Source organism: Streptomyces albidicamelliae, from assembly GCF_025642175.1.
In the GTDB taxonomy this organism is placed as follows: domain Bacteria; phylum Actinomycetota; class Actinomycetes; order Streptomycetales; family Streptomycetaceae; genus Streptomyces; species Streptomyces albidocamelliae.
This window is the reverse complement of sequence record NZ_CP106795.1, coordinates 676517-701598: the sequence shown is the minus strand read 5'-3', so window position 1 is coordinate 701598 and position 25082 is coordinate 676517. Positions and strand designations below refer to the sequence as shown.

Annotated in this window: 22 protein-coding genes; 10 read left to right on the top strand and 12 right to left on the bottom strand. The window is 73.3% G+C overall.

Features of this window, described 5'->3' with window-relative positions; all coding sequences use genetic code 11:
• Positions 1–25 precede the first annotated feature (25 nt).
• The 5 genes from hypB to hypE are packed head-to-tail and all read left to right on the top strand — an operon-like array spanning position 26 to position 5622.
• A complete protein-coding gene (hypB, locus tag N8I86_RS03435) occupies positions 26–751 on the top strand; it encodes a hydrogenase nickel incorporation protein HypB (RefSeq protein ID WP_263277061.1) in 726 nt (241 codons plus the stop codon).
• Positions 748–3096 carry a carbamoyltransferase HypF gene (hypF, locus tag N8I86_RS03430; RefSeq protein ID WP_073895523.1) on the top strand — a complete coding sequence of 783 codons (2349 nt, stop codon included), beginning with the start codon at positions 748–750 and terminating at the stop codon, positions 3094–3096. Before hypB ends, hypF begins: the two co-directional genes overlap by 4 nt.
• Before the next feature lie 3 nt (positions 3097–3099).
• The gene (locus N8I86_RS03425) at positions 3100–3390 is read left to right on the top strand and encodes a HypC/HybG/HupF family hydrogenase formation chaperone (protein WP_073895525.1); all 291 of its coding nucleotides are present in this window, start codon (positions 3100–3102) and stop codon (positions 3388–3390) included.
• Entirely contained in the window at positions 3387–4529 is a 1143-nt protein-coding gene (gene hypD, locus N8I86_RS03420) for a hydrogenase formation protein HypD (protein WP_263277060.1), read from the top strand. The genes N8I86_RS03425 and hypD overlap by 4 nt, the downstream gene beginning before the upstream one ends.
• Entirely contained in the window at positions 4522–5622 is a 1101-nt protein-coding gene (gene hypE, locus N8I86_RS03415; protein ID WP_079192530.1) for a hydrogenase expression/formation protein HypE, read from the top strand. The genes hypD and hypE overlap by 8 nt, the downstream gene beginning before the upstream one ends.
• Before the next feature lie 74 nt (positions 5623–5696).
• On the opposite strand, the gene hypA is transcribed toward hypE, so the two are convergent.
• From hypA to N8I86_RS03355, 12 genes are all read right to left on the bottom strand, one after another.
• Complete coding sequence (hypA, locus tag N8I86_RS03410) at positions 5697–6038, bottom strand: hydrogenase maturation nickel metallochaperone HypA (protein ID WP_073895529.1); 342 nt, start codon at positions 6036–6038, stop codon at positions 5697–5699.
• 7 nt (positions 6039–6045) lie between these two features.
• Entirely contained in the window at positions 6046–6258 is a 213-nt protein-coding gene (locus tag N8I86_RS03405; RefSeq protein WP_241841046.1) for a hypothetical protein, read from the bottom strand.
• Positions 6259–6263: 5 nt separating this feature from the next.
• Entirely contained in the window at positions 6264–6470 is a 207-nt protein-coding gene (locus tag N8I86_RS03400; protein ID WP_073895531.1) for a hypothetical protein, read from the bottom strand.
• Positions 6471–6491: 21 nt separating this feature from the next.
• Entirely contained in the window at positions 6492–7088 is a 597-nt protein-coding gene (locus N8I86_RS03395) for a DUF5947 family protein (RefSeq protein ID WP_073895533.1), read from the bottom strand.
• Positions 7085–7642 (bottom strand): NifU family protein, encoded by a 558-nt coding sequence (locus tag N8I86_RS03390; RefSeq protein ID WP_073895535.1) that lies wholly within the window; start codon positions 7640–7642, stop codon positions 7085–7087. The genes N8I86_RS03395 and N8I86_RS03390 overlap by 4 nt, the downstream gene beginning before the upstream one ends.
• The gene (locus tag N8I86_RS03385; protein ID WP_073895537.1) at positions 7635–9428 is read right to left on the bottom strand and encodes a nickel-dependent hydrogenase large subunit; all 1794 of its coding nucleotides are present in this window, start codon (positions 9426–9428) and stop codon (positions 7635–7637) included. The genes N8I86_RS03390 and N8I86_RS03385 overlap by 8 nt, the downstream gene beginning before the upstream one ends.
• Positions 9429–9504: 76 nt before the next feature.
• Positions 9505–10593, bottom strand: a complete 1089-nt coding sequence (locus tag N8I86_RS03380; RefSeq protein ID WP_073895565.1) for an NADH-quinone oxidoreductase subunit B family protein — start codon at positions 10591–10593, stop codon at positions 9505–9507.
• Between the two features lie 144 nt (positions 10594–10737).
• Complete coding sequence (locus N8I86_RS03375; protein WP_263277059.1) at positions 10738–12279, bottom strand: hypothetical protein; 1542 nt, start codon at positions 12277–12279, stop codon at positions 10738–10740.
• A 206-nt stretch (positions 12280–12485) separates the two neighbouring features.
• Positions 12486–13145, bottom strand: coding sequence for a M15 family metallopeptidase (locus tag N8I86_RS03370; protein WP_263277058.1), 660 nt, complete (start codon positions 13143–13145; stop codon positions 12486–12488).
• A gap of 5 nt (positions 13146–13150) precedes the next feature.
• The gene (locus tag N8I86_RS03365) at positions 13151–13972 is read right to left on the bottom strand and encodes a class I SAM-dependent methyltransferase (protein ID WP_263277057.1); all 822 of its coding nucleotides are present in this window, start codon (positions 13970–13972) and stop codon (positions 13151–13153) included.
• A 59-nt stretch (positions 13973–14031) separates the two neighbouring features.
• The gene (locus N8I86_RS03360; protein WP_263277056.1) at positions 14032–14652 is read right to left on the bottom strand and encodes a PASTA domain-containing protein; all 621 of its coding nucleotides are present in this window, start codon (positions 14650–14652) and stop codon (positions 14032–14034) included.
• Between the two features lie 134 nt (positions 14653–14786).
• Positions 14787–17951: a SpoIIE family protein phosphatase gene (locus N8I86_RS03355; protein WP_263277055.1), complete on the bottom strand. Its 3165-nt coding sequence runs from the start codon at positions 17949–17951 to the stop codon at positions 14787–14789.
• A gap of 332 nt (positions 17952–18283) precedes the next feature.
• Between N8I86_RS03355 and N8I86_RS03350 the strand changes: the two genes are divergently transcribed.
• The 5 genes from N8I86_RS03350 (at position 18284) to N8I86_RS03330 (ending at position 25051) form a co-directional block, all read left to right on the top strand.
• Positions 18284–19822 carry a hypothetical protein gene (locus tag N8I86_RS03350; RefSeq protein WP_263280058.1) on the top strand — a complete coding sequence of 513 codons (1539 nt, stop codon included), beginning with the start codon at positions 18284–18286 and terminating at the stop codon, positions 19820–19822.
• Between the two features lie 201 nt (positions 19823–20023).
• Positions 20024–21205, top strand: coding sequence for an ROK family transcriptional regulator (locus N8I86_RS03345; RefSeq protein ID WP_123439067.1), 1182 nt, complete (start codon positions 20024–20026; stop codon positions 21203–21205).
• A 255-nt stretch (positions 21206–21460) separates the two neighbouring features.
• On the top strand, positions 21461–22978 hold the full coding sequence (locus N8I86_RS03340) for a sugar ABC transporter ATP-binding protein (RefSeq protein WP_263277054.1): 1518 nt from the start codon (positions 21461–21463) through the stop codon (positions 22976–22978).
• A complete protein-coding gene (locus N8I86_RS03335; RefSeq protein ID WP_263277053.1) occupies positions 22975–23994 on the top strand; it encodes an ABC transporter permease in 1020 nt (339 codons plus the stop codon). The genes N8I86_RS03340 and N8I86_RS03335 overlap by 4 nt, the downstream gene beginning before the upstream one ends.
• A 16-nt stretch (positions 23995–24010) precedes the next feature.
• The gene (locus tag N8I86_RS03330; RefSeq protein ID WP_263277052.1) at positions 24011–25051 is read left to right on the top strand and encodes a substrate-binding domain-containing protein; all 1041 of its coding nucleotides are present in this window, start codon (positions 24011–24013) and stop codon (positions 25049–25051) included.
• Positions 25052–25082: the final 31 nt, after the last annotated feature.

The following is a 25082-nucleotide window of genomic DNA, read 5'->3' as shown; positions in this document are numbered from 1 at the left end:
ACCGACCTTGCGAGGAGCAGCGCCCATGTGCGGGTCCGACGTCAAACAGGCCGTACTGGCGAAGAACGACGACCTGGCCGCCGACCTGCGCGGCGACCTGGCCCGGCGGGGCGTCACCCTGGTGAACCTGCTGTCGAGCCCCGGCAGCGGCAAGACCGAACTCCTCGGCCGGGCCCTGGCCCTCGCGGTCGAGCGCGGCGTCCCCGTGGCCGCGCTCACCGCGGACCTCGCGACCGAGAACGACGCGGTCCGGCTGGCCCGCTCCGGCGCCCCCGTCCAGCAACTCCTCACCGACGGGCTCTGCCACCTGGAAGCACGGCAGGTCCGCACCCGGCTCGACGGCTGGCTCCCGGCGGACACCGCCGTGCTCTTCGTGGAGAACGTCGGCAACCTCGTCTGCCCGGCCGCCTACGACCTCGGCGAGACCCTGCGGGTCGTCCTGATGGCGGTCACCGAGGGCGAGGACAAACCCCTCAAGTACCCCACCGCGTTCGGCTCGGCCCACCTGGTCGTCGTCACCAAGACCGACCTGGCCGAGCCGGCCGGCTTCGACGAGACCGCCTTCCGGGCGAACGTCCACCGGGTCAACCCGGGCGTGGAGATCGTCCGGTCCTGCGCCCGCACCGGCGCCGGCGTCGACATCCTGCTGGAGCACGCCCTCGCCGCACGCGACGGCGCCCCGCCGCACCGCCCGCCCCTCGCCCCGCACCCCCACGGCCACCACCACCCCGCCTCCGCCCCCGTCGCGTGACCGCCCCCGCCACCGGCCCGGTGCGCCGCCGGCTCACCGTGCGCGGCACCGTCCAGGGCGTCGGGTTCCGCCCGCACGTGCACCGCCTGGCGGCCGGACTCTCCCTCGCCGGATTCGTCGGCAACACCGGGGACGGGGTGCTCATCGAGGTGGAAGGCCCGGCGGGCGAGGTGGACCGGTTCTGCGCCCTGCTCGCCGAGCAGCCGCCGCCCCTCGCGGCCGTGACCGCGGTCGCCGGCGAGGACCTGCCCGCCACCGGCGAGAGCGGCACCTTCACCATCCGCACCACCGAGCGGGCCCCCGGCCGCACCCAGCTCCCGCCCGACACCGCGACCTGCGCCGACTGCCTGTCCGAGCTGTCCGACCCGGCCGACCGCCGCCACCGGCACCCCTTCATCACCTGCACCCACTGCGGCCCCCGGTTCACCGTCGCCACCGCCATGCCCTACGACCGCGCCGTCACGACCATGGCCGGCTTCCCGATGTGCCCCCCGTGCGCACGGGAGTACGGCGACCCGGCCGACCGGCGCTTCCACGCCCAGCCCGTCGCCTGTCCCGACTGCGGGCCCGGGCTCACCCTGACCCCGGCCGACGGCAGCGGCGCCCGCCCCGCCCGGGACGCGGAGGCGGTCGCCGCCGCCCGCGCGCTGCTCGCCGCCGGACGGATCGTCGCCGTCAAGGGTGTCGGCGGCTACCACCTGGCCTGCGACGCCACCGACGCACAGGCCGTCGGGGCCCTGCGCGACCGCAAGGAGCGGGGCGGCAAGGCCTTCGCGGTGATGTGCGCCGACCTGGCCACGGCCGAGCGGATCGCGCTGCTCTCCGACGCGGAACGCACCGCCCTCACCAGCGCCCGCCGCCCCATCGTCCTGCTGCGCCGCCGCACACCCCCGGACGGCCTCCGCCTCGCCGAGCAGGTCTGCCCGGGCAGCCCGCACCTCGGCGTGCTGCTGCCCTACACCCCGGTCCACACCCTGCTGTTCGGACTGCCCGGCGATCCCCCCGGCCCCCGGGTGCTGGTCATGACGAGCGGCAACCGCTCCGGTGAGCCCATCGTCACCGACGACAGCGAGGCGCTGACCCGGCTGGCCGGCCTCGCCGACGCCTGGCTCACCCACGACCGGCCCATCGCCTCGCCGTGCGACGACTCCCTGCTCCGGGTCCGTCCCGACGGCACCGAACAGGTGGTGCGCCGCTCCCGCGGATACGTGCCCCGCCCGCTGCGGCTGCCGGTCCCCGTCCGGCCCACCCTCGCCGCCGGCGGCGACCTCAAGAACGTCCTCTGCCTGGGCGAGGGCGAGCACGCCTGGTTCGGGCCGCACATCGGGGACATGGGCGAACTCGCCGCCCTCGAGGCCGCCGACCGGGCCGAGCGGCACCTGGCCCGCCTCACCGGGGTCACCCCGCGCCTGGTCGCCGCCGACCGGCACCCCGGGTACCACTCGACCGCCCGGGCCCGCAGAAGCGCGAGCCGGCTCGGCGCCGGCGCCCCGGTCCTCGTGCAGCACCACCACGCCCACGTCGCCTCCGCGATGGCCGAGCACGGCCTCGACGGCACCACACCCGTGATCGGCGTCGCCTTCGACGGCACCGGGTACGGCGACGACCGCACGGTGTGGGGCGGCGAGATTCTGCTCGCCGACTACACCGGCTACCGGCGCTTCGCCCACCTGACCCCCGCCCCGCTGCCCGGCGGGGACGCGGGCGTGGCCAACCCGTGCCGGCTGGCGCTCGCCCGGCTCTGGGCGGCCGGGCTGCCGTGGACCCCCGCCCTGCCCAGTGTCATGGCCTGCTCCGACGTCGAGAAAGCCGTCCTGCGACGGCAGTTGGAACGCCAGGCGGCCTGCGTCCCGACCTCCAGCATGGGCCGGCTCTTCGACGCGGTGTCCTCCCTGGTGGGTGTCTGCCACCGCGCGGGATACGAGGCCCAGGCCGCGATGGAGCTGGAGGCGGCGGCGCTGGAGGCGGCCGGCGACGACGCGGTGGCCCATCCCTTCGGCTACGGGACGCGCGGCGAGATCGACCCGGCGCCCGCCCTGGCCGCGCTGCTGGCCGACCAGTCCCGCGGCACCCCCGCCGCCGTCCTGGCGGCCCGCTTCCACCGCGGCGTCGCGCGGGCCGTCACCGAGATCTGCCGCCGGGCCCGCACGGCGACCGGCCTGACCACCGTCGCGCTCACCGGGGGTGTCTTCGTCAACGCCCTGCTGGAGGAGGAGTGCACCGCCCTGCTCGCCCGGGACGGCTTCACGGTGCTGCGGCACGGCGAGGTACCGCCCAACGACGGCGGGCTGGCGCTCGGCCAGCTGATGGTCGCGGGAACAGCAACCAACCACGAGACGGAGTGACCCATGTGTCTGGCAGTGCCCGGCAAGGTCGTGTCCATCGACCACAGCGCCGACCCGCTCACCGGGATGATCGACTTCGGCGGAGTACAGAAGCAGGCGTGCCTGGAGTACCTGCCCGACATCCAGGTGGGGGAGTACGTGATCGTCCACGTCGGGTTCGCGTTGCAGCGGCTGGACGAGGAGTCCGCCCGGGCGTCCCTGGAACTGTTCGAGCAACTGGGGCTGCTGGAGGAGGAGTTCGGGGACGCCTGGGAGCAGGCGTCCCGGCAGGAGAGCGGAAGTGAGACCCGGTGAAGTACATCGACGAGTTCAACGACCCCGAGCTGGCCCGCCGGCTGCTGGACGAGATCCGCGCCACGGTCACCCGGCCCTGGGCGCTGATGGAGGTCTGCGGCGGTCAGACCCACTCCATCATCCGGCACGGCATCGACCAACTCCTGCCCGAGGAAGTGGAGTTGATCCACGGACCAGGGTGCCCGGTGTGCGTCACCCCGCTCGACGTCATCGACCAGGCCCTGGAGATCGCCACCCGCCCCGGCGTGATCTTCTGCTCCTTCGGCGACATGCTCCGGGTACCGGGCACCGACCGCGACCTGTTCCGCGTCAAGGGCGAGGGCGGTGACGTCCGCGTGGTGTACTCGCCCCTCGACGCCCTCGAACTCGCCCGCAGGAACCCGGACCGTCAGGTCGTGTTCTTCGCCATCGGCTTCGAGACCACAGCCCCCGCCAACGCCATGGCCGTACACCAGGCCCGCCGGCTCGGCCTGGACAACTTCACCCTGCTCGTCTCCCACGTCCGGGTCCCCCCGGCGATCGAGGCCATCATGACCGCCCCCAGCTGCCGGGTGCAGGGCTTCCTGGCCGCCGGCCACGTGTGCAGCGTGATGGGCACCGCCGAGTACCCGGACCTGGCCGAGAAGCACCGCGTACCGGTCGTCGTGACCGGGTTCGAGCCGCTGGACATCCTCGAAGGCATCCGCCGCGCCGTGCACCAGCTGGAGCGCGGCGAGCACCGGGTGGAGAACGCCTACCCGCGTGCCGTGCGCGACCAGGGCAACCCGGCCGCCGTCCGCATGATCGAGGAGGTGTTCGAGGTGGCCGACCGCAACTGGCGCGGCATCGGCCGCATCCCGGGCAGCGGCTGGCGGCTGACCGACGCCTTCCGCGCCTTCGACGCCGAGCACCGCTTCGACGTGACCGGCATCCGCACCGAGGAGCCTGCCGTGTGCCGGGCCGGCGAGGTCCTGCAGGGGCTGATCAAGCCCACCGAGTGCGAGGCGTTCGGCAAGGCCTGCACCCCGCGCACCCCGCTCGGCGCCACCATGGTGTCCAGCGAGGGCGCCTGCGCCGCCTACTACCTGTACCGCCGCATGAACGCCCCGGCACCGCAGGGATCCCGCATCCCGCAGGAGGAGATGAACCCCGTTGGCTGACCTCGCCATCGAAGCCCCGCACCAGGCGGCCGAGCCCGGAGCACCCGTCGACCCGGCGGACTGGACCTGCCCGGCGCCCCTGCGCGACCAGCCGGTCGTCGTCATGGGCCACGGCGGAGGCGGCGCCCTGTCCGCCGAACTGGTCGAGCAGGTCTTCGCGCCCGCCTACGGCAACCCCACCCTGGCCGCCCTCGCCGACTCCGCGGTCCTCGACCTCGGCGGCGCGCGCCTGGCCTTCTCCACCGACTCCTACGTCGTACGGCCGCTGTTCTTCCCCGGCGGCAGCCTGGGCGACCTGGCCGTCAACGGCACCGTCAACGACCTCGCGATGAGCGGCGCCCGGCCCGCGTACCTGTCCACCGCCTTCATCCTGGAGGAGGGCGTGGAACTGGCCGTCGTGGCGCGTGTCGCACGTGCCGTCGGCGAGGCGGCCCGGGCGGCCGGCGTCACCGTCGCCACCGGCGACACCAAGGTCGTGGAGTCCGGGCACGGCGACGGTGTCTATGTCACCACCGCCGGCGTCGGAGTCGTGCCCGACGGGGTCGACATCCGCCCGCAGCGCGCCCGGCCGGGCGACGCCGTCATCGTCAGCGGCCCGATCGGCCTGCACGGCGTCGCCATCATGAGTGTGCGCGAGGGCCTGGAGTTCGGGGTCGAGATCGCCTCCGACACCGCGCCCCTGGGGGATCTGGTCGCGGCCATGCTGGCGGTCACCAAGGACATCCACGTCCTGCGCGACCCCACCCGGGGCGGCCTCGGCGCGTCCCTCAACGAGATCGCCCGCGCCTCCGGCACCGGAGTGCGGCTGCGCGAGCGTGCCGTTCCCGTCCCGGACGAGGTCGCGAACGCCTGCGGCTTCCTCGGTCTGGACCCGCTGTACGTTGCCAACGAGGGCCGGCTGGTCGCCTTCGTTCCCCCGGAGCACGCGGAGGCCGTCCTCGCGGCCATGCGCGCCCACCCGCACGGCGCCGGCGCGACCCTCATCGGGGAGTGCGTGGCCGACCACCCCGGCATGGTCGTCGTCGCCACCGGTCTCGGCGGCACCCGGGTGCTGGACCTGCCGCTGGGCGAGCAGCTGCCCCGTATCTGCTGACCCGGGCCCGGAAGGCCAACGCGACCGGCCCCGCCGCGAAGGCGGGGCCGGTCACGTCGTCACCGGGCCGGACGTCAGGTCTCGACGCCGGTGATCTCCAGTTCACGTCCGCTGCGCAGTTCCTGCGACGGCCGGTCGCAGCGGGGGCACCAGAAGAACGGCGGCATGCCGACGGCGAACTCCTCGGCGCACTCGCCGCACCACGCCTGGGCGGGCACCTGCTCGACCACGAGCCGGGCCGCCGCGAGGGCCGTACCGTCGCGGGCCACCTCGAAGGCGAAGTGCAGCGCGTCCGGCACCACCCCCGCCAGCTCCCCGACCCGGACGGTCACCGACGCGACGTCGCCGGCGCCGTCCGCCCGGGCGATCTCCCCGGCCTGCTCCACGATCGCGGTCGCGATCGACAGTTCGTGCACGCCGGCCTCACGGGTACCGGTGACCGGCGCGCAGGCCCCCGGTCATCCGGTAGATGCGCACCTCCCGCAGGATGCCCGGGAGTTCCCGGACGAACAGGGCCGCGACGAGGCTGCCGACCACCGCGGCCTGGGCCACGAGCAGCTGGCGTCCCGTAAGGCCCGAACGCGTGGATCTTCTTCTCTTGCCCATGTCCATGACGGTCACTTTCTGCTGTCTCATCCGGCTCATCCGGGTGAGATGTTCGGCATGTCCTTCACCAGGGCGTCATGCCGTTTCCAGTGGATGCCGGTGGAGCGGCGCGCGTCGGAGCTGCCGTCCTCGTGGTGTCCGGTCTGGTGCTGGTACGGGCCCTTGTTCCCCTGGTGCAGTCCGCGCACGTGGGAGGGCATGTCGGGCTTGGCCTGGGGGCGGCCCACTCGGATGCTGCCCATGTCCGATCTCCTTCCGGATCCCTATGACCGCTCGGTCAGCTCTCTGAAGAACTGTTCTACGGCCGGCCAGACCCGGCCGCCACCGGAGAGGCCCCGCCACTCGCGGCGGACCAGGGCGACCATCCGGTAGCAGTCGTCGACCGGCACGATCCAGTGTTCGTCGTTGCCGCGCGCGGTGTTCACCAGCAACGCCTCCACATCGGGCGTCATCGCGGCGAGCTGCGGAACCGAGGCGGCCAGCCGCTGCCAGGCCGCCGCGTCCACCTCCCAGCGCATGGCCCCGGCCGGGCTCGGGCCCTGCGCGGTGACCGTGCCGTCGGAACGCGGCACGAAGAACACCAGCCCCACCGGGACGCCCAGCACCCCGGTGTCGACCCGCGGCAGCCGCTGCCGGCGCCGGGGCACGATCCGGTAGCGGCCCTCGCCCGCGCCGTCGTCGGCGAAGAGCACCGAGCAGGGGCCGCACACGCACCGCACCTCGGCGGCGCCCGTGTCGTACAGATGGGGATGGTCCGGGGCCACGCGGGCCGCGCACAGCTCGCAGACCTCGGCCTCCGCCCGCGCCGCCCGGTCGGCGGCGGAGCGGATAACCCGGGCGAGCGCCCCGTCCGCCGTCACCGCGACTCCTGGGGCACGGCCCGTTTCCTGATCGTGTTCAGCGGTACGAACGCGGGCGCCGCCTTGCGGTCGGCGGACTCCGGCACCGTCTCCACCGAGGTCAGCTCGGGGGCGACGGCCAGCACCGCGGCGCGGACCGCCTCCAGGACGTCCGACGAGCCGCCGCCGCACCCGGAACCGCAGCCGCCGGTGCTCAGCCGCACCCGTGCCACCTGTCCGTCGACGCCGGCCCACTCCAGGTCGCCGCCGCGCTCGCGCACCGCGGGCCGCAGCTTCTCGACCGCACGGGCGGCCCGGGTCTCCGCCGGCTCCGGGTGGATCTCGTGCAGCACCATCAGGTGCCCGAGCAGTTCGTCCCCGGTGAGCAGGCTGCCCAGCCGCTCGTCCGCGTGGTCCAGGACCCGGGCGAGGGCCTCGCCGTACACCTCGGTCAGCAGCCGCACCGCCTCCAGCACGGGACCGGGGGTGGTCTCCAGGCCGGCCAGCACCTCGTCGAGACGGGCGAGCCGTGCCTCCACCGCCGGGTCGGGCAGCCGTACGGCGGTGTCAGCCATGGTTGGCCCCGTACGTCGGCGAGTGCACGGTGGTCAGGGTCTTGCCCTTGCCCATGTACATGTGGACCCCGCACGGCAGACAGGGGTCGAAGCTGCGGACGGTCCGCATGATGTCGACGCCCTTGAAGTCGTCGGGCCCGTTCTCCTCGAAGATCGGCTGGCCCTGGACGGCGTCCTCGTACGGGCCCGGCGTGCCGTAGATGTCCCGCGGGCTGGCGTTCCACGGGGTGGGCGGGTAAGGGTGGTAGTTGGCGATCTTCTTGTCGCGGATCACCAGGTGGTGCGAGAGGACGCCGCGCACGGCCTCGTGGAAGCCGCAGCCGATCGACTCGTCCGGCACCTCGAAGTTCTCGAACACCTTCGTGTCACCGGTCTTGAGCATCCCCATGGCCTCCTCCAGGAACTGCAGGGCCATGGCGGCGGCGTAGGCGATGAAGTAGGGCCGGGCGCGGTCCCGTTCGAGGGTGTTGCTCCACTTCGGGATGCGCCACTCCAGGGTCGTCTCCGGCAGCTTCTCGCCCTTGGGCAGGGTGATGCGGATGCCGCCGCCGGTCGCCTTCACGTACGGCGTGTCGACGATGCCGCTCAGCGCGGTCGACCAGAGCCGGGCGAGGGGGCCGCCGCCGGTGTCCAGGGCGAGGTGCTCGCCGGTCTCCTGGTGGTACCAGCGCGGGCTCATCACCCAGCTGTAGTTGCCCTCGAAGTCCCGTTTCTGCGGCACCGGGACGGTGGTCTGGTTCCACGGGTGGCGCATGTCGACGGGGTTGCCGAGCGGGTCGTGGGTGACGAAGGGGTCCTCGTTGACCCAGTCCTCGTAGAAGGAGCTGCCCAGCATGATGCGCAGGCCGAGGTTGATGTCGATCAGGTTGTTGGTGACCAGCTTGCCGTCCACGACGATTCCAGGGGTGACGTACATCGCCCGGCCCCACTCGTTCATCGTCGCGTAGCGGTAGTCGACGACGTCCGGGTTCTGGAAGGCGCCCCAGCAGCCGAGCAGGATGCGGCGCTTGCCGACCTCCTCGTAGCCCGGCAGCGCCTCGTAGAAGAAGTCGAAGACGTCGTCGTTCATCGCCACCGCCTTCTTGATGAAGTCGATGACGCGCATCAGCCGGCTGAGGTAGTCGGTGAAGGTGCTCGGCTGCGGCATCGTGCCGACCCCGCCCGGGTACAGCGTGGAGGGGTGCACGTGCCGCCCCTCCATGAGGCAGAACATCTCCCGGGTGATCCGGCTGACCTTCAGCGCCTCCTTGTAGACCTCGCCCTCGAAGGGGTTGAAGGCCTTCATGATGTCGGCGATGGTCCGGTAGCCGTGGACGTCCCCGCGGGGGGCGTCGGTGCGCTCGGCGCGGGCCAGCACGCTCGGGTTGGTGGCCTTGACCATCGCCTCGCAGAAGTCCACGAAGACCAGGTTGTCCTGGAAGATCGTGTGGTCGAAGATGTACTCGGCCGCCTCGCCCAGGTTGGTGATGTGCTCGGCCAGCTTCGGCGGCTTGACCCCGTAGGCCATCTGCTGGGCGTAGTTGGAGCAGGTGGTGTGGTTGTCGCCGCAGATGCCGCAGATCCGCGAGGTGATGAACCCGGCGTCGCGCGGGTCCTTGCCCTTCATGAACACCGAGTAGCCGCGGAACAGCGACGAGGTGCTGTGGCACTCCACGACTTCCCGGTTGGCGAAGTCGATCTTCGTGTAGATGCCCAGGTTGCCGATGATCCGGGTGATCGGATCCCAGGACATGTCCACGATCTGGGCGGGTTTGCGTCCTGCTTGCCGGGACTCGGTGGTGGTCATCTGCGGTACTGCCCCTCGCTGTTCGGATTCGGCAATGTGTTGGCGGGATGCGGGACGGGCGCGCTCACCGGCGGTTTCACGCGCGCCAGTGCGGGTCGTAACCGCTGGTCAGCTTGCGCTTGTTGTGGCGCCACCTGGGCTCGTGGTTCACCATGTCGTTGGTCAGCCCGCGCAGCCGGCGGATGACCGCCCCGTACGGCCTGATCACCATCGACGACAACGTGCCGCCCGGAGGCTCGTCCATGAACGGCATGAAGGCGTCGGGGAAGCTCGGCATGGTGCAGCCGATGCAGATGCCGCCGACGTTCGGGCAGCCTCCGATGCCGGCCATCCAGCCGCGCTTGGGCACGTTGCAGTTGACGACCGGACCCCAGCAGCCCACCTTCACCTGGCACTTGGGGGAGTTGTAGTCCTTGGCGAAGTCGCCCTGCTCGTAGTAGGAGCCCCGGTCGCAGCCCTCGTGGACCGTCTTGCCGAACAGCCACTGCGGCCGCAGCATGTGGTCGAGCGGCGGCGGGGGAGCGGTCCCGGCCGCGTGCTGGAGCACCCAGACCAGGGTCTCCATGAAGTTCTCCGGCTGGATGGGGCAGCCGGGCACGTTGACGACCGGGAGACCCGAGCGGGCCTTGAACTCCCAGCCCAGGTAGTCCGCGAGACCCATGCAGCCGGTCGGGTTGCCCGCCATGGCGTGGATGCCGCCGAAGGTCGCGCAGGTCCCGGCGGCGACCACCGCCCAGGCCCGGGGCGCGAGGTCGTCGATCCACGAGTTCAGCGTCTGCGGCTCACCGGTCTCGGGGTCGTTGCCGAACGACGTCCAGTAGCCGTCGCCCTCGATGATGTTCTGGTTCGGGATCGAGCCCTCGATGACGAGGATGAACGGCTCCAGCTCACCACGGGCCGCCGCCCGGTACGGGGCGAGGAAGTCCTCTCCGCCCAGGCTGGGCGACAGGACCTTGTTGACGAGGTTCACCTTCGGCAGGCCGGGGATGAGCCCGAGCACCACGTCCTCGATGGACGGCTGGCCCGCGGCGGTCAGCGACACGGTGTCGCCGTCGCAGCTCATGCCCTCCGAGATCCACAGGATGGTGATCTCGTCGAACCCCTCCCGGGCGCCGTTGCCGCCGGGTTCGCCCTGGACTTCGGTTCTACCGCTCTGTGTGGTCATCTCTGCGGCCTCCGTTGCAGCCGGTCTCGATTCGGGGAGTGGGCCGCGGCCGACGGGGCCGCGAGGGTCGGTGTGGGGGGTGCGCCGGGGGCGTTCGGGCGTGGTCGGCCCGGTGGGCCCGGCACGCGCCGGCCGGGCGGCCCCTCAGCGGTGTCCATCGGGCCGTCCCCTCTCCGGCCGGTCGGCCGGACGCGCGGGCCGCGGGGCGTGCGGCCGGGGCGGCTGCACCGGACCGGACGTGCCGGCACGGTCGATCGGTTCGACCTCGTCGGGCCGGAAGTAGTGGTAGCGGCCGTACCAGTCGTGCAGTTCGGCGGCCGGGTCGTCGTCCACGGTGACGGCCAGGCGCACGCTGCCGTCCACGTCGTGGAAGACCGCGGCGACCTGTGCGGTCCGTCCGTCCAGGAACATGTCCTGGGCGTCGGCGCCCCGCGTGCGCGGACGCAGCCGCACCCGGCTGCCGCCGCCGACGGGCACCCCGTCGACGTCCACCGTGTCGGTCGCCGGGGAGAGCCCCTCGTCACCGCCCTCCTGCCACCAGGCGGGCCGCTGGGCGGGCGCCGGACGCACGGGCGCCATCGAGCGGATGGTGCCGTGCAGCCGGGCGAACACCTCGGGCGGCATGGTGTCCACACGGTCGAGGATGTCCGCGGCCCGCGGATCGGTGGCCCGCGCCTCGGCCTTCTCCTCGTCGGTCAGCAGCATCGTGCGCAGCGTCAGGATCTCGTCGATCTCCGCGGCGTCGTGCAGATCGCCCGGGCTCTCCGGAGCGACCTGCGGAAAGTCGGGGAGGATGATCGGGGCGGACAGCAGCACCGTGCTCGTCCCGCCGTCCCGCGCCGCACCGCCGAGCACGGGGAACGTGAACGCGTTGCGGCAGCCGCGGGCCTGCTCGGCGAGGTCCGCCGGCGGATCGACGAGGGACACGAACTCCGCGCCGTCCCCGCCCAGCAGGGTGTGCGTGGCGATCAGGGCGTTCCGCAGGGCCTCACCGCGCAGCGCCCGGGGGTCCGGCACCTCCCCGGTGTTCTCGGTGCGCACCCGCAGCCGGTAGAGGTCCGGCGCGACCGGCTCGGCCACGGCCGTCGTGACGGCGCGCAGCTCCCGGCGGCGGCGTACCGTGCGCCCCGCCTCGGCGGGAAGGGGCGCGTACTCCGTACCGGCCGGTGCGCCGACGGCGACGGATCCGCCGCCGCGCAGCAACTCCGCCAAGGGCAGGACCAGTTCGGTCTCGCGCGGCACCGCTTCCTCGAACGACAGATGGGTGACGCCGTCGTCCGTGCGCAGGGACTCGACCGGGCGGTGCCCGCCGCTCCCGTCGGCCGCCTCCACCTGCTTGTCCTGCATCTGGAGATACCGCACGCGTACCCGTACGACCGCGTCCTCGCGCCGGACCCGCAGCAGGACCTGCGTCTCCTGGTACCACGAGTCCGCCGACCCGGAGATCCCGGGCGTCACCGGCCCGTCCCGCTCCACCCAGTCCCGGGGCAGCAGCACCCCGAACTGCCAGCGGACCCGGTTCTTCGGCGAGGACCGGCGGTACGGGTAGAGCAGGTAGCCCTCGTACAGCACGGCGTCGGCGACGGCGCTCAGCCGATCGACGCGGGCGCCCGAGGGGTCGTACGACGCGTCGGCGTCGTCCACCACCGCGCTCGCCGCGCCCCCCATGCCGACGTGGTCCGCCATGCCGCCTCCTCGTCACCGATGCACCGCGCATTCCTTCCACCACGGTCACACCCGTCACGGGCCCTCGCCCCTCCGGCGCACCGACATTGGGCCGGTCAGGGGAAGCGGGACGGCGGGACCTGGGGGAACGCACCCCTCGGCTGGATGTGGTGCGGAAGCCTCCGGCGGCGGAGGCCGTGGGGGACGGGCGCCGGGGGAGCGCGGTGTCAGCCGAGTGGGCGCGGCCCGTACCGGGCGTGGCCGGCGCCGGTGGCGAGGGCCCAGTAGCGGTCGCCGTAGGACCAGTGCCACCACTCGGTGGGATAGTTCACCAGGCCGGCGGAGGTCAGCGCCGTGGCGAGCAGCCGTCGGCCGGCGCGGGCCCCGGCACCGATACCGGGGGCGTCCGTGCAGCAGGCGCCGCCGCTGTCCTCCGGGCCGGCGTTCAGTTCGCTGCCCATGTGGAGTTCGTGTCCGTCGGCGGAGACGAGGGTGAGGTCCACCGCCGCGCCCGCGCTGTGCGGGGCGATCTCCGGCGGTGACACGTACCGGGCGGCGGCGTCGCGCACCCGCGTGGCGGGCCAGTCCGGATGCTCGGCGCGGAGCCGGCCGGCGTACCGCTCGAAGTAGGCGCGTTGCAGCGCGGGCGGCCGGTACCCCTCGACGAACAGCAGCCGCAGCCCGTCCGGCAACAGCGATTGCGCGGCGAGCAGCCGGGTGAGGACTCCTTCCCGCAGATGCGCGAACGCCCCTGATTCCTCCGCGCGTCGGGGATCGACGGCGAGGGAGCCGTCGCGGCGGACGTCGACGAGCGGTTCGCCGCAGTCGACGACCGGGACGGCCGCGATCCTCGGATCGGACATGAGCACGATGCCGTCAGCGGTCATGGGGTTCACCGCATCCGTGTCGTGGCGACGTGGATCCGGAAGGCGCAGGGGACGGTCCCGTCGGGCGCCGTGATGTCGCGGACTTCGGCGAGGAAGGCGGTCCGCAGGCGCTCCACGGCCGCCCGGTCGAGCGGACCGAGGTCGTAGAGACCGGAGACGGCGGCCCACACCTGTGCCACCGGACCGCTCAGGTCCAGGGGGACGGTCTCCCAGTCGACCGCGGCGAAGCCCGCCGGGGCGAGCACCTCGTCGAGTCCCTCACGGCTGCGTGTCCTTCGGTCACCCAGCGCCGGGATGCGCTGCGAGGCGGGCGCCTCCTCGACCGTGCGGCGCAACAGCCCGAGGAACCGCTCGTACGCCTCCCCGCCGACGGCGCCGCCGCCGAGGACGCACGCCAGCACTCCTCCGGGGGACAGGACCCGGGCGACCTCCGCCGCGACCTGCTCGATCTCTCCCATCAGCATCAGCGCCATGTGGGAGACGCAGGCGTCGAAGCTGTCGTCGGCGAAGGGGAGCGTCTGCGCCCGCCCCTTCGCCAACGCGGCCCCGGAGAGCGCCGGTCGGCGCCGTGCCAGCGCCAGGGACTGCGGAGACAGGTCCAGCCCCGCGAGCCGGCGTCCCTCCTCGCGGGCCAGCAACTCCAGCAGCAGGCCGTCACCGCAGCCCAGGTCCAGCACCCGCCGGCGTCCGGCCACCCGGTCGCACAGGAGTTGATAGCTGGACCTGCCGTCCGGGGCGCGGCCGCCGCCGAACGCCTCCGCGGTGACCGCCGGCCGCTCGGCGTGGAAGGCCTGCAGGAAGGCTTCTTGCGCTGCGATGGTCGTCATCGGCCCAACCTACGGCGCGGGCCGCGCGACCGGGAACGGCAACCGGTGCTCGTCCGCGACTACGGGCAGGATTCCCCGTACTTGACCGCGGTGAGGGCGACGGGCCGCCCGGTCAGCTTCGTCCCCGCGACTGGATTCTGCGTACAGACCTGCCAGTTCGACTCGATGAGCACGAAACGGTGCGCGCCCGAGGCGTCGTCCACACGGATCGAGGTGCCGCTGTCGAGTGCCCGGCGGGCGGCCTTCACGCTCTTTCCGCGGAAGTCGGGCATGGTCCCGGCGGCCGGTGCGGCGGCCTGGTCGTGCGGGGGGCAGGTCTCGTCGAGCTTGACGGCGCCGAAGTCCAGTTCGGTGTCCGTCGCCCGGACGGCGCCGGCCTCCACGTTCTGCGCGCACACCTTCCAGTCGCGGTCCAGGATCTGCATGCGTGCCCGGCCGAGGGAGTCGTGGGACGTGAGGCGGTGGAATCCGGCGGCCTGTGCCGCGTCCTGGGCGGACTGCAGGCCCATACCCACGACATCGGGCACGGTCTTCCTGTCGCCGTCGGCCTTGCCGTCACCGGGGGACGTCGCGGTGGAGGTGGTGCCGCCGCTTCCGGTCGTGTCGGCCGGCCTGCACGCGGTGGCCGTACCGAGGACGGCGACGACGGCGACGGCGCAGGCGAGCGTTCGGCGGCTCATGGTTCCCCCAGGGTCGTTCAGGTGGCGAAGCGGGGTGAGCGTACGACGGTGCCGTGCCGGGCGAGGGGGCGTGGAGGACGCTGTCACCGGATCGGGTGGTGGTCGGCGGACCCGAAGCCTCGCCCCCGGCGTCGCTACGGCTCGGGCAGGCGCTCCACCGCCACCAGGGCCGCGTCGTCGTCGAGGTCGCCGTGGACGTGGTGCAGCAGACTCCGGCGCAGCCCGGTCACCATGGCCTCCAGCGGGCGGGCGGCGTGCGTGGGCAGGTGCGCGGCCAGGTCGTAGAAGCGGCCACGACGGTCACGGGCCTCGATGAACCCGTCGGTGTACAGCACCAGGCGGTCGCCCGGCACGAACGGCACGGTCTCGGCGACGGGCCGTGCACCCAGCAGGTCACCGAGGCCGAGCGGCGCGCCGGGCACTTCGGGCTCGAAGGGCCGCACCTCGCCCGCGTGCACGACGTACGGCTCGGGGTGGCCGCAGTGCACGATCCGGGCCAGGTCCTCACCGGGCGGGAACTCCACCAGCAGCGCGGTCGCGAACCGTTCCGTGAACAGGGCGCTCGTCCCGTCCCCCATACGATCGTCCGGGGTGCCGTCCACCGCGGCTATCTGGCGCCGGGCCCGCTCGTCCAGTTGCTCCGCCACCGTGGTCAACGAGGGCTCCCGGTGGGCCAGTTCGCGGAACGCGCCGAGCAGGGCCGCCGACGCGCCGACGGCCGGCAGCCCCTTGCCGCGCACGTCGCCCATCAGTACGCGCGGTCCGAAGGGCGTGTGCAGCGCCTCGTAGAAGTCGCCGCCGATCCTCGCCTCCGACTCGGCCGGCAGGTACACGCCGCGCAGGGCCAGCGCCCCGAGGCGGCGGGGCAGCGGGTGCATCAGCGCCCGCTGCGCGGTCTCCGCGACGGAGCGGACCTGATGGAGCTGGCGTTCCCGGCGCTGCCGCAGGGAGCAGGCGGCGAGCGAGGTGAGCCCGACCACCAGCAGGGTGCCGAGGACGACGTCCGAGTCCGGACGGCCGCACTGCCCGGCGTCCCACTGGAGCAGGGCGGTCACCCCGACGGCGGCGCCGGCGAGCACCGCGGTCGGCCGCCAGGGCAGCAGCACGGCTGCCAGGACGGGGACGGCCGCCATGACCGGCGAGACGTGCAGCCAGTCCGGTGTGAGCAGATCGGTGAGGGCGACGACCACCATGAGCAGCACGGGCGCCGCGGCGGGCAGAGCGCGTACGGCGGCGACGCGGTGGGCACGGGTGCGTGCGCCGGGCCGGCGGGCGTGCGCGGGCGGCCCGGCGGGGTGCCGGGCATCGGTGGTCTCGGGGTGGGTGGGGCCGGGGATCCGGGTGTGTGAGGTCATCGTCGCCGTGAGGGCCGTAGGGGAGTGGACGTCAGACGGGGCCGGGCGGGCCGGGCCGGTGGGGCGGGCGCCGGTGCGGAGAGGCGGGTCAGGGCCTGGTCCAGATGGCGCAGCAGACGCCGGTCCTCGGCATCGGCGCCCGTCGGCTCGGCGGCGGGAGCGCCGAGCCGGGCCACGGCCCGCCGCGCGGCGGGCAGCGCGGGGTGCGGCCGCCCGCCCCGGCAGGAGTAGACGCACAGCGCGGCCGTCCGCAGCAGCCGCGCGTACGCGCTCCGCCAGGACGTCGCCTGTGCCGTGAGCGCCGGCGACGGCCGGGTGGCCGGGACCGAAGCGGCCCAGCGCTGCGGGGTGACGGGGTGGCGCGGGATGCGGGTCCCGGGGCCCGGCCGTGACGGGTTCCCCACGGCCAGGGCACCCGGCTGACGCGCGGTCCCCGTGCACCGGGCCGGTGCTCCCCGCGGCGGCGGCCTCTCCTGGGATGCCGGGGCTCGGTGGGCCTTCGGCCGGGGCGGGGCTGCCCGGGACGCGCCAGGCGCCCGCGTTCTCGGCCGCTCCGGTGTTCCCGGAGCCGGGGTGACCGGGGCCTGGGGCTGGGACCGGGTGCCGGCGGGCGGGGTCGCCGGCATGTGCGGCGCCGAGGCCGCCCGGGCCGACGCTCCCCGGCGCGGCCGCCACTCCAGGGCCGGGGCTTCCCGGGACGCGCTCGGGTGCGGCCGCCTTGCGTGGGCCGGGGCTCGGGGAGACGTGCCCTTGGACTGGGCCGGGGCTTCCCGGGACGGGCTCGGGAGTGGCTGCCTCCCCGGGTCCGGGGCTCGGTGGAGCGTGCCCTTGGAATGGCCCGGGGCTTCCTGGGACGCGCTCGGGTGCGGCCGCCTCGCCTGGGCCGGGACTCGGGGAGACGTGCCCTTGGACTGGGCCGGGGCTTCTTGGGACGCGCTCGGGTGCGGCCGCCTCGCCTGGGCCGGGACTCGGGGAGACGTGCCCTTGGACTGAGGCGGGGCCGCCCGGGACGGGCTCGGGAGTGGCCGTCCGGACCCCGCCGGGGCTGTCCGAGGTACGTCCGGTGACGCCCCCGTGCCCGTGCCCGGGGTCGAGGCCGGCGTCCGTGGCCGACGTGGCGGACGCCGGGCTCGGGACGCCCGCGGCGGACGGGTGGCTGTCCAGGAGCCGGCCCGTCGCCGCCACCCGCCCGGCGACGTCCGTCAGCGTCTCCAGGACCCTGCGGTCCAGGTGCCAGCGGCGGCGCCTGGCCGTGGGCCGGACGTTCCACCGCATGCTCTCGTGCGCCTCGTCGACGGTGGCGCGGGCGCGGGCGAGTGCCGTGTCCAGGTCGTCCTCCCAGGTCGTGCCGAGAACCTGCCGGGGCCGCTCCCGCCGTACGGCCGCGTCGGCCAGGCCGTCGAGGTGCCGGGCGATCAGCACGCGCAGGTCCTCCAGTGCCCGCTCGGCGGACCGGACGCGCACGGTGGGCCACAGCAGCGCGCTGCACGCCAGACCGAACGCGATGCCGACGACGATCTCCGCGAGGTGGGAGGTCAGCTCGCCGGAGTGCCGGCCGCGGACGAGGGCGTAGGTGATGAGGGCGGTCGTGGGCACATGCAGCCCGTGGTGCCCGAGGAACCCCTGCCGGGCCAACAGCACCGAGGCGAACACGACGAAGCCCAGTCCCAGCATGGCGGGCTCCGTGTACAGCGCGCCCGGGACGGCGACGAGCACTCCGAGCAGACAGCCCGCGCCGTAGCGCAGGGCCGCGCCGACGGTGCGGACCACCGTGGTCTCCACGACGAGCAGGGCCGCGACGGCGCCAGCGTACGGATCGTGCGTGTGCAGGAGCACCGCACACGTCTGCCAGGTCAGGCCGGCGGCGACCGTCGCCCGTGCGGCTTCGGCGCAGCCGGCCCGTGCGATCCGGGCCGTGATCGCGGACACCCGTACGCCCTGCATTCTCCTGCGCCTCCTTGCGTCGCCGTGCGGTACGTCTTCGCGGTCGCGGGCCCCGGAAGGCCCGGCAAGCCGCCCAGGATAATCGGACAAATAGGGCAACTGGCAAATAAGACTTCTGTATGGCCGGCCGGCGGTGGCGACCCTCGCCTCGGGTGCGCCAGCTGTTCAAAAATCAATGACCGGGGCGGTGTTCGGGGCCCCTGTCGGGTGCGCGCCGGCGCCCGTACACTGCTCGTCCGCGGTCATGGGGGGCGCGGTCGGTGGGGGGAGCCATCATGTCCGGAAATCCGTACGGTCCCGGCCCGGGGTACTCCGGGCCACCGCTGCCGCCGATGCCCCCGAGCCCGCCACCCATGCCGTCGGCCCCGCCGCCCGCACCGCCGGACGCCCTGCGGGCCGTCGCGGTGGCGCTGCTCAACCTGAGCGGTCTCGGTCTGGGCTACGCGCTGGTACGGCGCCGGCTGCCGATGGCCGTCTGCTGGGTGGCGACCGCCGCCCTGCTGCTCGCGGTGCTGCCCGCCGACGCCGACGGCGCCCCGGGGGCCGCGCTCGTCGCCTACGCCGCCTTCCTGCTGCTGGCGGCCGTCCACGGCGGGCTCGTCGGACTGCGGACCGCGCTGTCGCGGCCGAGCCGCGCCCCGCTCGCGCTCCTCCTGGGCGTCGTGCTGCTGGCCGTACCGGCGGGTGGTGCGCTCTGGTACGAGGACGCCCACGACGAAGCCGTGGAACAGGCGCTCCTGGACCGGCTGGACCGCGCCGACGACCTCGTGGCGGCCGCCGGACGGCACCCGTTCACCACCGCGGCGCCGGACTACCGGTCGGCCCTGGAGGTCTACCGCGATCTCGCCGTCGGCCACCCCGGATCGCGCGCGGCCGACCGGGTCCCCGGCAGTCTGCGGACCTACTACACGACGGTGGGCGCGGCCTACGGCCACCAGGACTACTGCGACGCCGTGGAACCGCTCCAGTACCTGCGCACGGTGCCCCGCACCATGCCGGAGGAACACCTCGGATCGCTCGCCCGCTGGCCCGACGAGCGGCTCGCGACCTCGCTGTACGAATGCGGGTCGCAGCGCCTGGACGCCGAGGAGGCGGACTGGGTGACGCGCTTCGGCGACCTCCTGGACACCTTCCCGCGCTCCGGACCCGCGGCCAAGGTCGCCCCCGCCGTCGACTCGGCCGTGACGAAGGCGCAGAAGGACGTGGGCGGGGACGAACCCTGCGCGGCCGTCGCGCGGCTGCACGAACTGAGCACCCGGATCGGCGAGTTGTCCCAGGCCGCGGCGGACGCGGACGGCGGCCTCGGGAAGTCGGCCGGGCGCGCGGAGAAGAGCGGCGCCGCCGGGGCGTACGCGTGCGGAGTGGACCAGTACGAGGACCGTGACTTCGACGCGGCGCAGAAGACCATGGAGCAGTACGTCTCCGACAACAAGCACGGCGGGAAGCGGGACCGCGCCAAGAAGATCGCCATCGCGGCCGAGGTGGCCCAGACGCTCCCGGCGGCCGGTAAGAAGCTTCCCACCACGGCCTCCGGCGGCAGCATCTCCGTGACGGTCAAGAACGACAGCCCGGACGACATCACCGTCCTCTACACCGGTCCGGTCACCGGCAGCTTCACCCTCAAGGGCTGCGGCGGCTGCAAGGCGTACTCGCTGTCGAGCACGCTGATCGTCGGCTTCAAACCGTGCAGCGACAGCGGCAGGCACTACCCGCAGCGCACGATCGACCTCCCCGTCGGCACCACGTACTTCGTGCACAAGCCCCAGGGCACGAGCACCGCGACGCCGGCCTCGGACACGGCCAAGCTCCGGTCCGGCTACCTCTACACGGAGTGCGCCTACACCACCCGGGGGCTGGGCTCCGGCTACTGAGCCGGGGCACACCGAGCGCGTGGCCGGCAGTGGTGTGCCCAACTCTCGCCGTTCCGTGCGCCGTTACTTTGTCCCGGGAGAGGAAAAAGTCTGCGGGAATCCGTGCGCTACTTCTTCCCAGTCTCAGCGGTCACTGCTACGTTCCCTACGAAAGCCCGACACTGGTGGCCGAAAACTGGCGGGGAGGGGCACGTGAGACGCATGACGGCACGACCGGCGAACACGCACCAGGCCCGGCTGTTGAAGCTGCTGCGTGACGAGGGGCCCAACTCCCGGGCTCAACTGGGTGATCGGATCGACCTCTCCAGGTCCAGGCTGGCCGTGGAGGTGGACCGGCTGCTGGAGACGGGGCTGGTGGTGGCCGACGGCCTCGCCGCCTCGCGCGGCGGCCGCCGCTCCCACAACGTCAGGCTCAACCCGGAGCTGCGGTTCCTCGGTGTCGACATCGGCGCGACCTCGGTCGACGTCGCCGTCACCAACGCCGAACTGGAGATCCTCGGCCATCTCAACCAGCCGATGGACGTCCGGGAGGGGCCGGTCGCGGTCTTCGAGCAAGTCCTGGACATGGCCGGCAAGTTGAAGGCCACCGGGCTCGCCGAGGGTTTCGACGGCGCCGGCATCGGCGTCCCCGGACCGGTCCGCTTCCCCGAAGGTGTGCCGGTCGCCCCGCCGATCATGCCCGGCTGGGACGGCTTCCCCGTGCGGGAGGCGCTCAGTCAGGAGCTCGGCTGCCCGGTCATGGTCGACAACGACGTGAACCTCATGGCGATGGGGGAGCAGCACGCCGGAGTCGCCCGGACCACGGCGGACTTCCTCTGCGTCAAGATCGGCACCGGCATCGGCTGCGGCATCGTGGTCGGCGGCCGGGTCCACCGCGGCACCACCGGCAGCGCCGGGGACATCGGCCACATCCAGGCCGTACCCGACGGCAGGCCCTGTGCCTGCGGCAACCGGGGCTGCCTGGAGGCCCACTTCAGCGGCGCCGCGCTCGCGAGGGACGCGGTGCAGGCGGCCGGGCAGGGCCTGTCCGCCGAGCTGGCGGCACGTCTGGAGGCGAACGGCACCCTGTCCGCCGTGGACGTCGCCGCGGCCGCGGCGGCGGGCGACGCCACCGCGCTCGACCTCATCCGTGCGGGCGGCACCCATGTCGGCCAGGTCATCGCCGGGCTCGTGTCCTTCTTCAACCCCGGCCTGGTGGTGATCGGCGGCGGGGTGACCGGCCTCGGCCACACCCTGCTCGCCGCGATCCGGTCCCAGGTCTACCGCCAGTCCCTGCCACTGGCGACCGGCAATCTGCCCATCGTTCTCGGGGAGTTGGGCCCCAGCGCCGGCGTGACCGGTGCGGCCCGGCTGATCAGCGACCACTTGTTCTCGCCCGCGTAGCCCGCAAGCCGGCCCGACCGGCCGCCAACCGCACACGTCCTCGTCAGCGCACGCCACGCCCGTTCCGCACGCCCACTGACTCGTGTAACAACGCTGCCCGCGCCCCACGCGACGCCCCGCTCCGCCCTGCCCGCACCAGCCCCGCCCCGATCGCCCCGCCCAGCTCCGCGCTGCCTTCCGAGCCGGTGAACGCCCGCCGGCCCGCGGGCGCGGCACGCCCTGCAACCGGCCCGCACGCCCGCCGAGGGGAACCACATGGCACCAGAACCACCCCTGCTCAGCATGTCCGGGATCACCAAGTCGTTCCCCGGCGTCCGCGCCCTCGACGGCGTCGACCTCGACGTCCAGGCCGGTGAAGTGCACTGCCTGCTCGGCCAGAACGGCGCCGGGAAGTCCACCCTGATCAAGGTGCTGGCCGGCGCCCACCAGCCCGACGGCGGCACCATCCACTGGCGCGGCGAGCCGGTCACCCTGCGCTCGCCCATCGCCGCCATGCGGCTCGGCATCGCCACCATCTACCAGGAACTCGACCTGGTGGAGCACCTGTCGGTGGCGGAGAACGTCCACCTCGGCCACGAGCCGACGGCCGCCGGCTTCGTCGTACGGGCGAAGGCCGCGCGGACGTCGACGGGCGCCCTCCTCAAGCGGCTCGGCCACCCGGAGATCGATCCGGCCCGGCTGGTGGGGGAGTTGTCGGCCGCCCAGCAGCAGATCGTGTCGATGGCACGCGCCCTCTCGCACGACGTACGGCTCATCGTCATGGACGAGCCGTCCGCCGCGCTCGACCCCGACGAGGTGGACAACCTCTTCCGGATCGTGGGGGACCTCACCGCCGACGGGGTCGCCGTCGTGTACATCTCGCACCGGCTGGAGGAGATCCGGCGCATCGGCGACCGGGTGACCGTGCTCAAGGACGGGCGGGCGGTCGCGGGGGGACTGCCCGCCAAGACCACTCCGACCCGGGACGTCGTCGCGCTGATGACCGGCCGCAACGTCGAGTACGTCTTCCCCGAGCGGCCCGCCGGGGAACCGGAGGCCGCACCGGTCCTCCAGGTCCGCGGCCTCGCCCGCGACGGCGAGTTCGCGCCGCTCGACCTCGACCTGCGGCCGGGGGAGATCGTCGGGCTCGCCGGACTGGTCGGCTCGGGCCGCTCGGAGATCCTGGAGACCATCTACGGCGCACGGCGCCCCACCGCGGGTCAAGTCACCGTGAACGGCCGGACCTTGCGTCCCGGAAGCGTCCGCTCGGCCGTACGCGCCGGACTCGGGCTCGCACCCGAGGAGCGCAAGGCGCAGGCCCTGCTGATGCTGGAGTCCGTCACCCGGAACGTCTCGGTGTCCTCCCTCGCCCGTTTCGCACGGGCCGGCTGGATCGACCGGCGGGCCGAACGGGGCGCGGCACGGGCCGCGGTCCGTGAACTGTCGCTGCGGCCCGACAACCCGGAGGTGCCCGTACGCACCCTGTCCGGCGGCAACCAGCAGAAGGCCGTGCTCGCCCGCTGGCTGCTGCGCGGCTGCCGGGTGCTGCTGCTGGACGAACCCACCCGCGGCGTCGACGTCGGCGCCCGCGCGGAACTGTACGCGGTGGTCCGCCGCCTGGCGGACCAGGGCCTCGCCGTGCTCCTCGTCTCCAGCGAGGTGCCCGAGGTGCTCGGCCTCGCCGACCGCGTGCTCGTGCTCCGGGAGGGCCGGGTCGTGCACACGGCCCCGGCCCGGGAGCTGGATGAACACCGTGTCCTCGATCTCGTCATGGAAGGAAGCCCGGCGTCATGACGCAGCCCGTCTCCCCGCCCCGGGACACCGTCGGCAAGTCGGTGCCGGCTGGTGGGCTCCCCGCCTGGCGCGGCCTGCTGGCCCGCGCCGACGTCCGCACCCTGTCGCTGCTCGGCGTGCTCGCCGCGCTCGTCGTCATCGGGGGCGTGACCAAGCCCGACGAGTTCCTCGACACCCGGAACCTGCAACTCGTCCTCACCCAGGCGTCGGTGATCGGCGTGGTCACCGTCGGCATGACCTTCGTCATCACCTCCGGCGGCATCGACCTCTCGGTCGGCGCCACCGTGGCCCTCGCCTCCGTCTGGGCGACCACGGTCGCCACCCAGGAGTACGGTTTCGCGGGCATCCTGTTCACCGCGATGCTCGTCGGACTCGGCTGCGGACTGGTCAACGGCCTGCTCATCGCCTACGGCGGGATGGTCCCCTTCATCGCCACCCTCGCCATGCTGGCCTCGGCGCGCGGACTCGCCCTCCAGATCACCGACGGCAAGACACAGATCGTCACCATCGACAGCATCCTCAAGCTCGGCGAGCGCGACTCCTACGTGCTCGGTATCCCGCCGCTGGTCCTGGTGTTCGCGATCGTGACGATCGTCGGCTGGCTCGTGCTCAACCGCACCACCTTCGGCCGGCGCACCGTCGCCGTCGGCGGCAACTCCGAGGCGGCCCGGCTCGCCGGCATCGACGTCCGCCGCCAGCGGCTCTACCTCTACCTGCTCTCCGGGCTGTGCTGCGGCATCGCCGCCTTCCTGCTGATCGTGCTCTCCGGCTCCGGCCAGAACACCAACGGCAATCTCTACGAACTCGACGCCATCGCGGCCGCGATCATCGGCGGCACCCTGCTCAGCGGGGGCCGCGGCACCATCACCGGCTCCGTGCTCGGCGTTCTGATCTTCACCACCATCACCAACATCTTCGCCCTGAACAACCTCCAGAGCGACGTCCAGCAGATCGCCAAGGGCGCGATCATCGTCGCCGCCGTCCTGGTCCAGCGCCGTACCGCGAGCACGACCTGAGGAAGGATTCACCGCCATGTCACACATCACCAGTCGCAGAGGACTGCTCTTCGGGACCGCGGCGGTCTCCGCGGGAGCCCTGCTCACGGCTTGCACCAGCAACGAGACCGACGACGGCAAGGCCGCCGCGAACGAGCAGCCGGCCGCCGACGACAAGCCCGGCAAGCACGTCACCATCGGCTTCGCCGGCCCCCAGGCCGACCACGGCTGGCTGAACGCCATCAACGACAACGCCAAGAGCCGGGCCAAGAAGTACGCGGACGTCTCCCTGGAGATCACCGAGGGCTCCAACGACACCGCCCAGCAGATCGGCCAGATCGAGACCCTCATCAACAAGAAGGTCGACGTCCTGGTCGTGCTGCCCGCCGACGGCAAGGCCCTCACCCAGGTCGGCCTCAAGGCGATGCGCGCCGGCATCCCGGTCGTCAACCTCGACCGCATCTTCAACTCCGCCCAGGCGTACCGCTGCTGGATCGGCGGCGACAACTACGGCATGGGCCTGAACGCCGGGCGCTACATCGGCGAGAAGCTCAAGGACAAGCCCGGCGCCCGGGTCGTCGAACTCGCCGGTCTGGACAACCTGGAGCTGACCAAGCAGCGCACCCAGGGCTTCGACGACGCCCTGAAGAACTACCCCAACATCAAGAAGGTGGCCCGCCAGGCCGCCGAGTTCACCGTCGAGTCCGGCCAGTCCAAGATGGCGCAACTGCTGCAGGCCCAGTCCAAGTTCGACGCCCTGTGGAACCACGACGACGACCAGGGCGTGGGCGCGCTCCGGGCCATCCAGCAGGCCGGCCGGGACGACTTCCTGATGGTCGGCGGAGCCGGCGCGCTGTCCGCCTTCCAGGCGATCAAGCAGGACGACGGCGTACTGAAGGCGACCGTCCTGTACCCGCCCACGATGGCCGCCTCCGCGATCGACCTCGCCCGCGCCCTCGGCCAGGGCAAGGGCGTCGGCGGTCTCGCCGAGTTCGAGATCCCCGCGTCGATCACGCTCTACTCGGCCGTCGTCGACAAGACCAACGTCGACCAGTACATGTCCACCGGCTTCCGGTGACCGGTCCCGCCCGCACCCCCCACCGCGCGAG

Bases quoted from the DNA above. Each gene is read 5' to 3' on its own strand.
- hypB (WP_263277061.1), top strand. From the start codon at position 26: ATGTGCGGGTCCGACGTCAAACAGGCCGTACTGGCGAAGAACGACGAC.
- N8I86_RS03425 (WP_073895525.1), top strand. From the start codon at position 3,100: ATGTGTCTGGCAGTGCCCGGCAAGGTCGTGTCCATCGACCACAGCGCC.
- N8I86_RS03405 (WP_241841046.1), bottom strand. From the start codon at position 6,258: ATGAGACAGCAGAAAGTGACCGTCATGGACATGGGCAAGAGAAGAAGA.
- N8I86_RS03400 (WP_073895531.1), bottom strand. From the start codon at position 6,470: ATGGGCAGCATCCGAGTGGGCCGCCCCCAGGCCAAGCCCGACATGCCC.
- N8I86_RS03390 (WP_073895535.1), bottom strand. From the start codon at position 7,642: ATGGCTGACACCGCCGTACGGCTGCCCGACCCGGCGGTGGAGGCACGG.
- N8I86_RS03385 (WP_073895537.1), bottom strand. From the start codon at position 9,428: ATGACCACCACCGAGTCCCGGCAAGCAGGACGCAAACCCGCCCAGATC.
- N8I86_RS03380 (WP_073895565.1), bottom strand. From the start codon at position 10,593: ATGACCACACAGAGCGGTAGAACCGAAGTCCAGGGCGAACCCGGCGGC.
- N8I86_RS03375 (WP_263277059.1), bottom strand. From the start codon at position 12,279: ATGGCGGACCACGTCGGCATGGGGGGCGCGGCGAGCGCGGTGGTGGAC.
- N8I86_RS03370 (WP_263277058.1), bottom strand. From the start codon at position 13,145: ATGACCGCTGACGGCATCGTGCTCATGTCCGATCCGAGGATCGCGGCC.
- N8I86_RS03365 (WP_263277057.1), bottom strand. From the start codon at position 13,972: ATGACGACCATCGCAGCGCAAGAAGCCTTCCTGCAGGCCTTCCACGCC.
- N8I86_RS03360 (WP_263277056.1), bottom strand. From the start codon at position 14,652: ATGAGCCGCCGAACGCTCGCCTGCGCCGTCGCCGTCGTCGCCGTCCTC.
- N8I86_RS03355 (WP_263277055.1), bottom strand. From the start codon at position 17,951: ATGCAGGGCGTACGGGTGTCCGCGATCACGGCCCGGATCGCACGGGCC.
- N8I86_RS03350 (WP_263280058.1), top strand. From the start codon at position 18,284: ATGCCCCCGAGCCCGCCACCCATGCCGTCGGCCCCGCCGCCCGCACCG.
- N8I86_RS03345 (WP_123439067.1), top strand. From the start codon at position 20,024: ATGACGGCACGACCGGCGAACACGCACCAGGCCCGGCTGTTGAAGCTG.
- N8I86_RS03340 (WP_263277054.1), top strand. From the start codon at position 21,461: ATGGCACCAGAACCACCCCTGCTCAGCATGTCCGGGATCACCAAGTCG.
- N8I86_RS03335 (WP_263277053.1), top strand. From the start codon at position 22,975: ATGACGCAGCCCGTCTCCCCGCCCCGGGACACCGTCGGCAAGTCGGTG.
- N8I86_RS03330 (WP_263277052.1), top strand. From the start codon at position 24,011: ATGTCACACATCACCAGTCGCAGAGGACTGCTCTTCGGGACCGCGGCG.